This window comes from Rhodococcus sp. USK10 (assembly GCF_019378875.1).
GTDB lineage: Bacteria > Actinomycetota > Actinomycetes > Mycobacteriales > Mycobacteriaceae > Rhodococcus_F > Rhodococcus_F pseudokoreensis.
In genome coordinates this window covers 4,459,604-4,473,279 of sequence record NZ_CP076048.1, presented here as the reverse complement: position 1 = coordinate 4,473,279, position 13,676 = coordinate 4,459,604, and the positions used below count along the sequence as shown (strand labels likewise).

Here is a 13,676-nt window from a genome sequence, read left to right as displayed (position 1 = left end):
CCCGGGCCGAATTTTCCCGGCCGGGGGAATGCACTGAAAGGACTTCCATGCGTGCTGTGGGCACAGGTGCCGCCCGAGCGCTCGCCGTGGGCTTCGCCGCGTTCACCTCCTTCGTCTGCTCGCATGGAATTGCCGCGGCGGCACCGATCACCGCCACCCCCTTTCAGATACCGCTCATACAAGGTGCTGTGGTGTTTGCGGGGCCATGCTCAACGGTGCCGTGCATCGAAACTTTCATCGCCACGACGGGGACCGAACCTGGAGTCACGATCTTCACCGTCTCGGGTGAGCAGGCAATTTCCACCGGCCCTTATTGGGTACATTGGCACAACCTTGCCACCGGCGCTTCGGGTGTCGCGACGGTGACACACGCCGAACCTGCCGTGGTCCGGTCGGGAATCGGACCGGTCACCGCCGTCGCGACTGGGACGAACGCCCTCGCGGGATCCGGCATGTTCTTCGCTGTGTAATCGAGGAGGCGTTGATGTCCGACGAGATCCGTTCCAAGGTCGCTGCACTGATGCCCACGGCGCGTGACGAACTCGCCGAACTGGTGGCCATGCGGTCGGTGGCCGATCCGCGGCAGTTCCCGCCGGAGGAGTGCGTTCGCGCCGCCGAATGGGTCAAGGACGCGTTCGTCGGGGCCGGAATCGGACAGGTCGAACTGATCGAGACGTCCGACGGTTCACACGCCGTCGTCGGACATCAACCCGCGCCGGACGGCGCCCCGACGGTGCTGCTGTACTGCCACTACGACGTTCAACCGCCCGGCGACGAGAAACTCTGGCACACCGACCCGTTCACCCTCACCGAGCGGGACGGGCGCTGGTACGGGCGCGGCGCGGCCGACTGCAAGGGCAACATCGTGATGCACCTGCTGGCGCTGCGCGCACTCGGCACCCCGTTCCCCGTCGGCATCCGAATGGTCGCCGAAGGGTCCGAGGAAATGGGCACCGGCGGGCTCGAGAACCTCGTCGAGGCCAGGCCCGAACTGTTCGACGCCGACATGATCCTCGTCGTCGACACCGGGAACGCCGCCGTGGGCAGACCCACCGTCACCACCACGCTGCGCGGCATCGCGAACGTGGTGGTGCACGTCGAGACCCTGGCCGGGGAGGTGCATTCGGGCATGTACGGCGGACCGGCCCCCGACGCGCTCGCCGCGCTCGTCCGGATGCTCGCCACGCTGCGTGACGCGGACGGCAACACCGTCGTCGACGGCCTCGAATCGGACCAGACGTGGTCGGGCGTCGACTACCCCGAGGCCCAGTTCCGCACGGACGCCGGGGTGCTCGACGGTGTCGGTCTCGCTGGTTCCGGTTCCGTCGCCGACGCCGTGTGGGCTCGGCCTGCCCTGACGATCCTCGGCATCGACTGCCCGCCCGTGGTCGGCTCCGCCGCCGCCATCGCGCCGCGCGCCGCGGCCCGCCTCAACCTGCGGGTACCACCCGGCATGGACCCGCAGAGGGCGCAGGACGCGCTCGCCGCGCACCTCCAGAACGCCGCACCGTGGAATGCGCGGGTGACGGTGGAACGCGAAGCGGTGGGCTCACCGTTCCGCGCGACCACGGACGGCCCCGGGTACGCGGCCCTCGGCGCGGCGATGGAGGAGGCGTTCGGGAATGACCTCGGAACCGCCGGGCAGGGCGGATCCATCCCGCTGTGCAACGTCTTCTCGGCCATGATCCCGGCGGCGGAGATCGCCCTGATCGGCGTGGAGGAACCGCGCTGCCTCATCCACGCGCCCAACGAGAGTGTGGATCCCAGCGAAATCGAGAACCTCGCCGTCGCCGAGGCACTGTTCCTGCAGCGGTTCGCGACCGCCGCCCGTCAGGACTGAGAACTCACCCGAGCCGTCATCCCACCGATCTCCACGACGTCCCCGTCCCGCAACTGACGGCCCCGCCGCACCTCGACCTCACCGTTCACCGACACGAGTCCGTCGGCGATCACTTCCTTCGCCTCGGCCCCCGACTCGATGAGGTTGGCGAGCTTCAGGAATTGGCCGAGACGGATGGATTCGTCGCGGATCGGCACGGCGTCGTGAATGTCGGACATGCCTCTATCTTCCCTCTTCACCCAAATCGCGGCCCGACGGCTCACACTGAACACTGGAACATCTGTCTCCCGTGATCGGTACGTATCTCTTGCCGGGAAGGAAACGCTCGATGTCAGCTAGCACCGAGACACACCACGCGTCCGAGGCCGACCTCACCGCACCACGGCCCCGGCCCGCACTCGGCTCGAAGAACGGGCGCCTGCACCAGGTTCCCCACATCGCGGGACTGATCCTGGGCGTCTTCTCGGTGCTCGTATTCCTGTGGAGCATCTCGCCGGTACTGCGCTACTACGTGCACGTGCCGCGGGAGTACATCGACACCTACTACTTCGACGCTCCCGACACCAGCCTGTCGTGGGCGCTGGTGGTCGCGCTGCTCGCGGCGGCGCTGGCGAGCCGCAAGCGGATCGCGTGGTGGCTGCTGACGATCTACCTGACTCTCATCCTGATCACCAACGTGATCGTGAGCATCACCGACCGGAACGTGAACGCGATGGTCGCCGCCGTGGTCCAGGTGGTGCTGATCGGCATCCTCATCGCGGCCCGGCCCGAGTTCTACACCCGGGTCCGGCGCGGCGCAGGCTGGAAAGCGCTGGGCGTCCTCATCGTCGGTCTCGCCATCGGCACGCTCGTCGGGTGGGGACTCGTCGAACTGTTCCCCGGCACCCTGCCGCAGGGCGAGCGTTTCCTGTGGGCGCTCAACCGCGTGACCGCGCTCGCCGCCGCCGACAACGAACAGTTCAGCGGTCGACCGCACGGATTCGTCAACACCCTCCTCGGCCTGTTCGGCGCGATCGCCCTCCTCGCCGCCGTCATCACGCTGTTCCGCGCCCAGCGCTCCCACAACGCGCTCACCGGTAACGACGAATCGGCGTTGCGCGGACTGCTGTTGCAGTACGGCGCCGACGACTCCCTCGGCTACTTCGCCACCCGCCGCGACAAGGCCGTCGTGTTCGCGCCCAGCGGGAAAGCGGCCATCACCTACCGCGTCGAACTGGGTGTGTGCCTGGCCAGCGGCGATCCGATCGGCGACCCGGAGGCGTGGCCGCACGCGATCGAGGCGTGGCAGGCGCTCGCGTCCCAATACGGTTGGGCCACCGCCGTGATGGGTGCCAGCGAAACCGGGGCCACCGCCTACAACAAGGCCGGTCTCACCGTCCTCCAACTCGGCGACGAAGCGATCCTCCGCACCCGCGAGTTCAACCTCAGCGGACGCGACATGCGGCAGGTCCGCCAGGCCGTGACCCGCGTCCGCCGCCAGGGCATCACCGTCCGGATCCGCAGGCACCGCGACGTTCCCGCCGAGGAGATGGCCGAGGCCATCCGGCTCGCGGACTCGTGGCGGGACACCGAGACCGAGCGCGGCTTCTCGATGGCCCTCGGCCGGCTCGGCGACCGCCTCGACGGCGACTGCCTGCTGGTGGAGGCCATCGCCGAGGACGGCGAGATCGACGGCATCCTGTCGCTGGTTCCGTGGGGACCCACGGGCGTCTCCCTCGACCTGATGCGCCGCAGGCCGACCTCCCCCAACGGGGTGGTCGAGCTGATGGTGTCCGAACTGGCCACCACCTCCGACCAATTCGGCATCACCAAGGTGTCGCTGAACTTCGCGGTGTTCCGTTCGGTCTTCGAGGAGGGCTCCCGCATCGGGGCCGGACCGATCCTGCGGATCTGGCGCTCGATCCTCGTGTTCTTCTCCCGCTGGTGGCAGCTCGAGGCGCTCTACCGGTCCAACGTGAAGTACCAACCGGAGTGGGTGCCGCGGTTCCTCTGCTTCGAGGACAACCGGGAACTGCTGCGCGTCGGATTCGCGTCGGCCGTCGCGGAAGGATTCGTGACCCTGCCCCGGTTCGGACGTTCCGGCACCCACGACGCCATCGCGCACACCGGCCACCACGCCGCGGTCCCCGCCGCGCTCGTCGCCGCCGAGGGACTGCACTCCGACGGCAGCGCACCCGGCGAAGGCCTGGCACCGGCCGCGAACGGACCGAAACGTCCCGAGCAGGTTCGCGTCCGGCTCGACAAGTTGGCCGGCCTCGCGGAACAGGGCATCGACCCCTACCCGGTCGCGTATCCGCCCTCCCACACGGTGACTGAGGCCGTGGAGTCGCCGGAGGGAACGACGGTCCGCATCGCCGGCCGCCTGCTCCGGATCCGCGACTACGGCGGCGTGGTGTTCGCGGTGGTCCGGGACTGGTCCGGCGACATCCAGATCCTCGTCGACGAGGCCCGGGTGGGTACCGACCGAATCCGGGCGTTCGCTGCCGAATTCGACCTCGGCGACCTGGTCGAGGTCGCCGGCGTCATCGGATACAGCCGTCGCGGTGCGCTGTCGCTGCTTGCGAACGAGTGGCGCATGACCGGCAAGTGCCTGCACCCCCTGCCCGACAAGTGGAAGGGCCTGTCCGACCCGGAGACCCGCGTCCGCCAGCGGTACGTCGACCTCGCCATCAACTCCGACGCCCGCCGGCTGCTGGAGGCCCGCAGCGCCGTCGTGAAGTCGCTCCGCGATTCGCTCGGCGGACGTGGTTTCCTCGAGGTGGAGACCCCGATCCTGCAGCAGGTGCACGGCGGCGCGAACGCGGCCCCGTTCCTCACCCATATCAACGCCTACAACCTGGACCTGTATCTGCGAATCGCGCCGGAGCTGTATCTCAAGCGACTGTGCGTCGCCGGCATGGAGAAGGTGTTCGAGATCGGCCGTGTCTTCCGCAACGAGGGCGTCGATTTCAAGCACAACCCGGAATTCACGATCCTCGAGGCGTACGAGGCGCACAGCGACTACGAGAAGATGATGGTCCTGTGCCGCGAGTTGATCCAGACCGCGGCGGTCGCGGCCTATGGGCGCGAGATCATCATGCGGCCGGGCCCCGACGGCACGCTGGTGGAGGTCGACATCTCCGGCGAATGGCCCGTCAAGACGATGCACCAGGCGGTCGCCGAGAAACTCGGCGTCGATGTCTCCCCCGAGACGCCGCTCGCGGAATTGCAACGGCTCTGCGACGAGCACGAGATCCCGTACCAGTCGGCGTGGGACGCCGGCGCCGTGGCGCAGGAAATGTACGAGCACCTGGTGGAGGACTACACCGAATTCCCCACGTTCTACACCAACTTCCCCACGTCGATGTCGCCGCTGACGCGTCCGCACCCCACGATTCCGGGAGTCGCGGCCAAATGGGACCTCGTCGCGTGGGGCGTCGAACTCGGCACCGCCTACAGCGAACTCACCGACCCGGTCGATCAGCGGAACCGCCTCACCGAGCAGTCGATGCTCGCGGCAGGCGGCGACGAGGAGGCGATGGAACTCGACGAGGACTTCCTGCAGGCCCTCGAACACGCCATGCCGCCGACCGGTGGGCTCGGCATGGGCGTCGACCGGGTGGTCATGCTCATCACCGGCGGCAGCATCCGCGAAACCCTCGCCTTCCCCCTGGCCAAGCCGAGGCAATGACCGCCCGTGGCCGGGTGGCCGTCGCGGCGCTGCTGATCCTCGGCGCCGTCGGCTACGCGTCGTGGCTGCTCGAATTCGTCCTCGACACCGGCATCGACCCGCTGCGGGGGTTCGCGAGCGAACTCGCCGCCGCGGATCAGCCGTACGGATTCGTGTTCCGCACCAGCGACCTGGTGACCGGATGCATCGTCGCCGTGGCCGGGGTGCTCGGACTGTCGCGGTACTCGCAGGGCTGGGTGACGGCGGTCGGATGGATCGGGCTGATCGTGTTCGCTGTCGCGACCATCGCCGATTCGCGCCTGCCGATGAGTTGCGCGGCCACCACCGACGCCGTGTGCGCCGCGCGCGAGTCCGCCGGGCACCTGCCCCTCACCCACGATCTGCACGCCGTGACCAGCGCGTCCGCGTCGACGGGCGCCGTCGTGTCGAACCTCGCGTTCCTGTTGGCCGCGTTCCGGTACGGCTGGCCGGCCTGGCTGAAAGTGACCGGCGTGGCCGTGGCGATCGTGTTCATCGGGGGCACGGTGTGGACGCTGACGGCCGCCGGACTACGCGGGGAACAGGACGCCTGGCTCGGGCTCGGCCAGCGCGTTCAACTGCTCGCATTCTGCGGGTGGCTGATCTTCGTGGCACTCAGCGTGATTCACGTCACCCCCGAAAGGGATGGTTCCACGTGAAACGTCCTGGGGAAATGGTCGTGGGAGTGCACGTGGTGGTCGACGGCGACGGCCCCCCCGTCGTCCTCTACGGCGGCCTCGGCGGGAACTGGTTCGACTGGGACGACGTGGTGGAACTGCTGTCCGGGACCTGCCTCGTCGTGCGGATCGATCGTCCCGGGTACGGACTCAGTCCCCCGTCCGGCGAGCGGCCGTCCGCTCGTGGCGAGGCCGACCGAATCGCCGACGTCCTCGACGCGCTACGGGTGACCACCCCGGCGGTGCTCGTCGGCCACTCGCTCGGCGGCATCTACGTCGAGGCGTTCGCGCGGCTGCACCCCGAGCGAACCGGCGGCGTGATTCTGCTGGACGCCACCGTCACCATCCGTCCGCACCGCGTGATCCCGACCCGGTGGCGCGTCACGGCGGGCCGGCGGGTGGCCCGGGCGGCCAGCGCGGCCGGACTGCAGAAACTTCTCGGCCCCACGGTCCGCCGGATCCTGAACCATTCGACCCCGCCCGACGGGCTCGCCCCGGACACCCGCCGGTGGGTCGAACGGATCTACCGCGAGCCCACCTACCTCGAATCGTCGATCGTCGAGAACGCGTCGTACCCGGCGCTGGCCCAGGAACTGGCCGCGCTGCGCGACACCACGACGATCACGGCACCGGTCGTCGTGGCCGCCGCCCACACCGGCCGCCCGACGCCCTGGGGGTCGGCGTGGATCCGCACGCAGAAGCAGTTCGCACACTTCCTGGGTGCCAGGTTCCGCGTCGTGCGCCCCGCGCACCACCACGCGATGATCGATCAGCCCGGCCAGATCGCGGCGCTGGTGCGGCAGCTGGCAAGCTGAGGTGCGTGCAACTGCTATTGATCCGCCACGCGCTGCCCGAGCTCGTCACCACATCCAGCGGGCGCGCGGACCCTGCACTGACCGAGGAAGGTCACGCGCAGGCCAAGCGGCTGCCCGCCGCTCTGGCCCCGTACCGCATCGCCCGGATCGTGAGCAGCCCGCAACGCCGCGCACTCGAGACGGCGGCGCCGGTCGCCGAGGCGCTCAACCTTCCCGTCACCGAGTACGTCGGGCTCGCGGAATACGACTACGACCTCGACCACTACATCCCGTTCCACGAGGCGGAAGCTCGCGCGCCGGAGGCCTACGCCCGCATCCGGGCAGGCGAGTTCCCGAAGTCCGTCGACGCCGACGCGTTCCGCACCAGGGTGTTCGACTCCCTCGGCCGCATCGTCGACGAGTCCGGCCACGAGGACACCGTCGCGGTGTTCGCCCACGGCGGCGTCATCAACGTGTTCCTGCAGGAGCTTCTCGGCCTCGACCGCCCCCTCGTGTTCCCGATCGAGTACGTGTCCGTGACGCGGGTGCTCGTCTCCCGCAGCGGTGAGCGACGGGTGGCGTCAGTCAACGAGACCGGCCACGTCCGGGACATGCTGCGTCGGTAGAGCCCGCTCCGAGCCGCTAGAGGCCCGGAATCCGGGGCAGCGGAGGCAACGGCGGGGGCGGCGGGAGCGTCGGCAGCTGAATCTGCGGCAGACCGGGAATGAGGGGCCGCGGGGCGGGGGCAGGCGCGGGCGCGGGATCCGGCATGCTCGCCTCCTCCTGGGCCGGCTCCGGAATCGACACCGCGGCCGGCGGTGGCGCCGCCGGTGACGGCGCGGGCGACGGAGCCGCCTCCTCGGCGCTCGGCTGCGTGGCGACCGGACGTGCGTCACCGTCGGAGCTCTGGCTACCACCGAAGCCGAGACCGAGACCGATCACGGCGACGACGGCCAGCGCACCACCGGCCAGCGCACCACCGCGGATCACGGGTTTGGCGAACCTCTCGGCGCCGCCGCGGTCCGAAGAGTCCGCGCGGTCCTGTGCCAGCAGCGCAGCGCCTTCCGCGGCCACCAGTTCGGGCTGCACCGGCACGATCACCGGGAGCGCGAGCCACGACTCCATCAGCGACGCCACCAGCGGGATATGCGCACCGCCCCCGATCAGAACCACCGCGTCGGCACCACGCCCGGACGATTCGATCACCTCACGCGCCAGACGCGCCGACGCCTCCACCGGGCGGACGATGAGCGAATCGAGATTGTCCTGCGAGAGCAGCAGCAGACCGCCGTCGCCGGGTACGCAGACCGCGGTGTTGGTCGACAGTTCCTCCTTGGCCCGCCGGCAGCGTTCGGTGAGCGCCCACTCCGCGGCCTCGTCGACCGGGTGGGCAATGCGTTCCTGCTCGAGCTGGTGGTCGCGGATCAAGCGATCGATGCCGTCGCCGCTGATCTCGTCGGTACGCGCCGACGAGAGCACCGCGCCGGTGAATCGGTCGACCACGGTGACGGTGAGGCCGGAGCTGCCGAGGTCGTAGAACACGAGCGTCGAATGGTCGCCGAGCTGTCCCGACGCCTCGAGCATCCAGAGCGCCGCAGTCACTTCCGGGACCAGATGGCAGTCGATCGCGGCCTCCACGGCAGCGGCCTGCGCCTCGTCCCGATACGCGACACCGAAGACCTGCACGTCGTCGGCGGCGGAGCGCTCGGCCATCACCGTTTCGATGGAGTCGGCAACCAGCAATTCCGGTTGAGTGTGGGCCGAATCCACGGGAAATGACCGGAATACGGCCCCCTCGTCGTCCGGGTACGCCACGCGCACCGCGCTGGCACCGACCGATACACCGAGAACTGAAACCATGGAAATACTATAACGGTTTGGTCACGGAAGGCGTGTCGGGGCCTCGCGACATCCGCCGTCGTTATTTCGGCTCAGAGCCCGGGAATCCGCGGCAATTCCAGCGGTGCGGGCGGCGGAATCGTCGGCATCTGGAACTGCGGCAGACCCGGGATCAGCGGAGCGGGTTCCGTCGTCGTCGGCGGAGCCGACGTGTCGGACGGCGCGACGCTCTGCGTTTCGGGGACGACCGGCACCTGCGTCGGACTCTGTGCCCGTGTCTGCGGCTGGTACGTGCTGCGCACCTCGGTCTGCGGTGGGATCACCGGCTGCTCGTCGACGTCCGACGGAGCCGCCTCCACGGGCGTGTGCACTTCCGCGGTCGTGGTGGGCTGCGACGGCGCTGCCTCTTGCGCGGCGGGCGCTTCCGTCGTCGCCTGCGTGGCGGCCGGCTGCGTCTCCTCCTCCGTACCCTGCAGAAGGTCGGTGCCGAAACCGAGTCCGAGACCGACCGCGGCGACCAGGGCAACGCCTGCGAGGACGAGGCCACGACGCTTCCGGGCCGGTGCGATCGCCTCGTCCGAGTACGAGTGCGAGGACGAGTGCCACAGGGCCTGCGTCTCGGGTTCCAATTCCGGTTCGGGTTCGTGCTCCGGCACCGGCTGGGGCAGCGGTGCCACGAACTCGTCGAATGTCGGGAGCGCCAACAGGGCCGCACCCTCCGCCGCCACCAATTCGGGCTGCGCGGGGACGATCACGGGAAGATCGAGCCAGGACTCGATCACCGACGCGACCAACGGAATGTGGGCGCCGCCGCCGATCAGCACCGCGGCGTCGGGGGCGCGTCCCGAGCGGCGGATGACCTCGCGGGTGAGGCGCGCCGAGGTCTCGACGGGGCCCACGATGAGCGAATCGAAGGTGTCCTGCGACAGAAGCAGCAGACCGCCCTCGCCCGGCATGCACACCGCTCCGCTACTGGACAGCTGCTCTTTCGCGTCGCGGCACCGCGCGGCGAGCGCGAAGGCGGCCGCAGCGTCGGCGGGGTGCGCGAAGCGGTTCAGTTCGAGTTGGTTGTCGCAGATCAGCCGGTCGACTAGGTCGCCGCTGATCTGATCCGAGCGGGCACGGCTCAGCACCATGCCGGAGTCGCGGTCGAGGACGGTGACCGTGAGACCCGAACTGCCGAGGTCGTAGAACACGAGCGTCGAGTGGTCGCCGAGTTCGCCGGACATCTCGAGCATCTGCAGCGCGGCGGTGACTTCGGGGACCAGTTGGAAGTTGGCGATCTGCAGCCGCGCCATCGCGGCCTGCATGGCACCGGCCTGCGCGTCGTCCTGGTACGCGACGCCGATGGCCTCCACCTCGTCGGTCTCGTCCCGTTCGGCGAGCACCGTCCCGATGGATTCGGCGGCCAGTTCCGCCGGCAATTCGAGTGTTGCGGTCACCGACCGTGATTGGAAGGTCGGGGTTTCGAGGCTCACGGCGTCGTGGCACGCGAAGCGCACCGCGCTGGCGCCGACGGATACACCGAGAACTGAAGTCATGCCGCCGACTATAACGGTTCGATTACGGGTCTCGCGCATGAAGGAGACCGGACGCCACGTCAGACGGGTTTTCGACGTACTCCTGTGACGCACATCGTATTAACGGCGAGCCGTCGACGTCGAAACCTGCGGAAACGCGGCACAAGAAACGCGGCGAACGCAACACGCCGTGCCCTGTCTCGTTCGTGGACGAATGTCGCGTTTCCGTCCACCCGAGGGGATTCGGCCGCGATCAGTCGGTTCCGGCTGCGCGTGTGCCGTCGACGTGGGTGCCGAACCACTGCAGCGTTCGCGCCCATCCGTCCCGGGCGGCGGCCTCGTTGTACACGGCGGGCCGGTCGTCGCAGTGGAAGCCGTGCTCGGCCTCGGGGTAGCGGACGATCTCGGTGTCCACCGGGGCGTGCGCGACGGCGGTGCGCAACTCCTCGACCTCCTCGGCCGGGATCCCCTTGTCGCGGTCACCGAACAGGCCCAGCCACGGCGTTCGCAGCAGGCCGGCGGCGTCGAGTTGCGTCGGATACCCGAACCGCGCCTTCGCGATGCCGCCGCCGTAGAAACTCGCCGCCGCGCCCAGGTCGAGGCGGGTCGCCGTGTGGAACGCGACGGTCCCGCCCATGCAGAATCCGACGATCGCCGTGTTCCGGGGTTCGATCGAGGCCGCCGACAGAGCCGCGACGGCCCCGTCGACGTCCTCGTCGATGTGCTCCGCCGTGAGCTCACCGATCAGCGACATCGCCGCCTGAAGGTCGTCGTAGTTCAGCACCGGATCGCCGCTGCGGTGAAACAGGTGCGGGGCGACGGCGTGATACCCGGCCGAGGCGAAACGGCGGCAGACGTCGACGATGTGGTCGGTGACGCCGAACGCCTCCTGGATGACGACGACGCCGCCGCGGGCCGGACCTTCGGGGGCGATGACGGTGAGTGGTGTGGTCACGAACTACGACTCTAGGAAACCGGCTTCAGCGGGTGGATCCCCGGTGCCCCGGCGAGGTGCTCACCGAACTTCCCGAGCGCGGCCTGGAAGTGCGGCGACTGCATGTGCGCGTCGAGCGCCTCCTGGCCGGTCCACACCTCCACGGTGACGAAGGTTCCCGCGACCGCGGCTGATTCGAACACCTCGTACGAGATGCAGCCCTCTTCCTTGCGGCTCTCCGCGGCCAGCGCGGACAGTCCGCCACCGACAATGTCCTCGGAGCCGGGCTTGGCAGGAATGGTCGCTACGACATGCAGATCGGACATCGACTCCCTTTCGTGAACGCCACCTCGTGTGGCCCGTCTCACGTAAGCACAGTTGGGTCGGCTAGGAAACCCGAAGTCGCGTCAAATAATCGGCGACCTTCGGTTCGTCCCAGCCGTGCGCCTCGCGGAGGCCGTCCGCGATGGTCGCGAGATAGGCGGGCGCCGGCGCGTTCCTGGCCACGACGTCGCCGCGGGCACGGGTGGTGAACGTGCGCATGGGGACGCCGTTGCGGGATCCGAGTGCGACCAGGCGGTCGTAGCAGGCGGGTTCCTGCGCGTGAATGTCCTCGAACTGTTCCCGCGTCACCAGGAAGGCGCGGGCCGCGACGGTGCCGGGCGCGTCGGGGTCGTAGAACGCGCGGCCGCCGCCCCAGATCCGCGACTCTCCCGCGAAGAACACCGTGCCGGGTATCACCACCGGCATCGACGCGCGTGGGGCGCGCGCATCGCGGGCGCCCGTGTGCACGAGGTTGCCCCCGGCCGGGCGACCACCGCGCAGGTAGCAGGTCAGACGCGTCGCAGCCATGTTCGATCCATAGCTGACGTACCAGATCAGCACACAACCGACCGTACTCGGACAAGATGGTCACATGAGTCTTCTCGGCGAAGTCAGGGGCTGGCGCAGCGGTGCACGGAAGCATCACCGGCTGCGGGATCTCGACGGCACTCTCGTCGTCGTCACCGGTGGCGGCAGCGGGATCGGGCGCGAGACCGCGCTGGCGTTCGCGTCCGAGGGTGCCGTGGTGGTGGTCGCCGATCGCGATCTCGAATCCGCGCAGCAGACCTCCGATCTCATCAATTCCGCCCAGATGAAGGGCGGCGGCGCCGTCGCCATCTTCGGGGGCGGCTCCCACGCCTATCAAGTGGACGTCGCGGTGGAGGACGAGGTGCAGCGCTTCGCGGAGAAGGTGCAGGCCGAGCACGGCACCCCCGACGTCGTGATCAACAACGCCGGAATCGGATATTCGGGCACGTTCACGCAGACCCCGCAGAAGGACTTCGAGCGGGTGATGGACGTGAATTTCTGGGGAGTCGTCTACGGTTCCCGCGCGTTCGCCGAGCAGATGATCGAACGCGGTACCGGCGGGCACATCGTGAACCTGTCGTCCGCCGCGGCGTTCACGCCGCAGAAGCGACTCACCGCGTACGCGACGAGCAAGGCCGCGGTGTTCATGCTGTCGGACTGTCTCCGAGCGGAATTGGTGAATCACGGCATCGGCGTCAGCGCCATCTGCCCCGGACTCGTCCACACCAACATCATCCAGGCCACCGACTTCGCCGGCGCCACCCCGGAGGAGCAGACGAAGATGCGGGACCGGACCGACAAGCTCTACCGCAAACGCGGTTTCACCCCGGACCGGGTGGCGACGCAGATCGTGAAGGCCGTCAAATCCAACAAGGCCGTCGTCCCCGTCACGCCCGAAGCCAAGTTCGGGCGCGCGCTGAGCCGCCTCACCCCGGGCAGCATGCGGCTCGGCGCCCGCCTCGACCTCGGCTGATCCGAGACGTCAGGAGGTGGGCGCCTGTACCCGGCCGGCCCCCGGCGACCTCCACACGTGAGTGGGAAAGCGTCCCGGAACACACTTTGCCGCTCACGTACGAGACCAGCGGGCCAGGTACTCGCGCTCGGTGGGCGTGATGCGGCGTAGCCGCTGGGCGTCGACATCCGCGACGGCCATCTGAGTGGTCGCGGTGACGGCGGGCGGGTCGGTGATCGGGGTACGCGCGCCCCGGACCTCGTAGCCGATGGTGAAGTCGACGGCCCGGTGCTTCGCGATCCACATCGTGACCCGGAGCGGGCTGTCGGAATGCCGCAACTGTCCCCGGTACTTCACGTGGATGTCGGCGATGAACGCGCTCGTGATGAGCGACGAGTTCTCGCTGCCCTCGCTGAGCAGCCAGTCGATCCGGGCCTCTTCGAGCAACGTCACCATCCGCGCATGGTTGATGTGCTGAAAGGCGTCCATGTCGGACCACCGGACGGTCACGAAGGCGTCGTAGCCGACGACGGCGGCAGGGGAGTCGGTCACGATGGACATCATCCCCTGCCGCCGTCGG

Annotated in this window: 14 protein-coding genes; 7 read left to right on the top strand and 7 right to left on the bottom strand. The window is 69.0% G+C overall.

Annotated features, from left to right (window positions below; all coding sequences use genetic code 11):
• The first annotated feature begins 47 nt into the window (after window positions 1-47).
• On the top strand, window positions 48-470 hold the full coding sequence (locus I1A62_RS27555) for a hypothetical protein (protein ID WP_219455435.1): 423 nt from the start codon (window positions 48-50) through the stop codon (window positions 468-470).
• A 14-nt stretch (window positions 471-484) separates the two neighbouring features.
• Entirely contained in the window at window positions 485-1,840 is a 1,356-nt protein-coding gene (locus I1A62_RS27550) for a dipeptidase (RefSeq protein ID WP_219455434.1), read from the top strand.
• On the opposite strand, the gene I1A62_RS27545 is transcribed toward I1A62_RS27550, so the two are convergent.
• A complete protein-coding gene (locus tag I1A62_RS27545; RefSeq protein WP_005263380.1) occupies window positions 1,831-2,058 on the bottom strand; it encodes an RNA-binding S4 domain-containing protein in 228 nt (75 codons plus the stop codon). The two genes, I1A62_RS27550 and I1A62_RS27545, sit on opposite strands and share 10 nt — an antisense overlap.
• A gap of 110 nt (window positions 2,059-2,168) precedes the next feature.
• Between I1A62_RS27545 and lysX the strand changes: the two genes are divergently transcribed.
• From lysX to I1A62_RS27525, 4 genes are read left to right on the top strand one after another with little or no spacing between them, the layout of a single operon-like run.
• Complete coding sequence (gene lysX, locus I1A62_RS27540) at window positions 2,169-5,510, top strand: bifunctional lysylphosphatidylglycerol synthetase/lysine--tRNA ligase LysX (RefSeq protein WP_124392308.1); 3,342 nt, start codon at window positions 2,169-2,171, stop codon at window positions 5,508-5,510.
• Window positions 5,507-6,187 carry a DUF998 domain-containing protein gene (locus I1A62_RS27535; RefSeq protein WP_124392309.1) on the top strand — a complete coding sequence of 227 codons (681 nt, stop codon included), beginning with the start codon at window positions 5,507-5,509 and terminating at the stop codon, window positions 6,185-6,187. Before lysX ends, I1A62_RS27535 begins: the two co-directional genes overlap by 4 nt.
• 14 nt (window positions 6,188-6,201) lie before the next feature.
• A complete protein-coding gene (locus tag I1A62_RS27530; protein WP_219461476.1) occupies window positions 6,202-7,020 on the top strand; it encodes an alpha/beta fold hydrolase in 819 nt (272 codons plus the stop codon).
• A gap of 5 nt (window positions 7,021-7,025) precedes the next feature.
• Window positions 7,026-7,625 carry a histidine phosphatase family protein gene (locus I1A62_RS27525; protein ID WP_219455432.1) on the top strand — a complete coding sequence of 200 codons (600 nt, stop codon included), beginning with the start codon at window positions 7,026-7,028 and terminating at the stop codon, window positions 7,623-7,625.
• A 16-nt stretch (window positions 7,626-7,641) separates the two neighbouring features.
• On the opposite strand, the gene I1A62_RS27520 is transcribed toward I1A62_RS27525, so the two are convergent.
• The 5 genes from I1A62_RS27520 to I1A62_RS27500 form a co-directional block, all read right to left on the bottom strand.
• On the bottom strand, window positions 7,642-8,859 hold the full coding sequence (locus tag I1A62_RS27520) for an Hsp70 family protein (protein WP_219455431.1): 1,218 nt from the start codon (window positions 8,857-8,859) through the stop codon (window positions 7,642-7,644).
• Window positions 8,860-8,930: 71 nt separating this feature from the next.
• Entirely contained in the window at window positions 8,931-10,379 is a 1,449-nt protein-coding gene (locus tag I1A62_RS27515; protein ID WP_219455429.1) for an Hsp70 family protein, read from the bottom strand.
• A 232-nt stretch (window positions 10,380-10,611) separates the two neighbouring features.
• Complete coding sequence (locus I1A62_RS27510) at window positions 10,612-11,313, bottom strand: dienelactone hydrolase family protein (RefSeq protein ID WP_219455427.1); 702 nt, start codon at window positions 11,311-11,313, stop codon at window positions 10,612-10,614.
• An 11-nt stretch (window positions 11,314-11,324) separates the two neighbouring features.
• Window positions 11,325-11,618, bottom strand: coding sequence for a putative quinol monooxygenase (locus I1A62_RS27505; protein WP_072942817.1), 294 nt, complete (start codon window positions 11,616-11,618; stop codon window positions 11,325-11,327).
• Window positions 11,619-11,679: 61 nt separating this feature from the next.
• Entirely contained in the window at window positions 11,680-12,177 is a 498-nt protein-coding gene (locus I1A62_RS27500) for a hypothetical protein (RefSeq protein WP_219455426.1), read from the bottom strand.
• A gap of 31 nt (window positions 12,178-12,208) precedes the next feature.
• On the opposite strand from I1A62_RS27500, the gene I1A62_RS27495 reads away from it, so the two are divergent.
• A complete protein-coding gene (locus I1A62_RS27495) occupies window positions 12,209-13,117 on the top strand; it encodes an SDR family NAD(P)-dependent oxidoreductase (RefSeq protein WP_219455424.1) in 909 nt (302 codons plus the stop codon).
• A 93-nt stretch (window positions 13,118-13,210) separates the two neighbouring features.
• Here I1A62_RS27495 and I1A62_RS27490 read toward each other — a convergent pair whose 3' ends face one another.
• Complete coding sequence (locus tag I1A62_RS27490) at window positions 13,211-13,660, bottom strand: thioesterase family protein (RefSeq protein ID WP_124392315.1); 450 nt, start codon at window positions 13,658-13,660, stop codon at window positions 13,211-13,213.
• Window positions 13,661-13,676 lie beyond the last annotated feature (16 nt).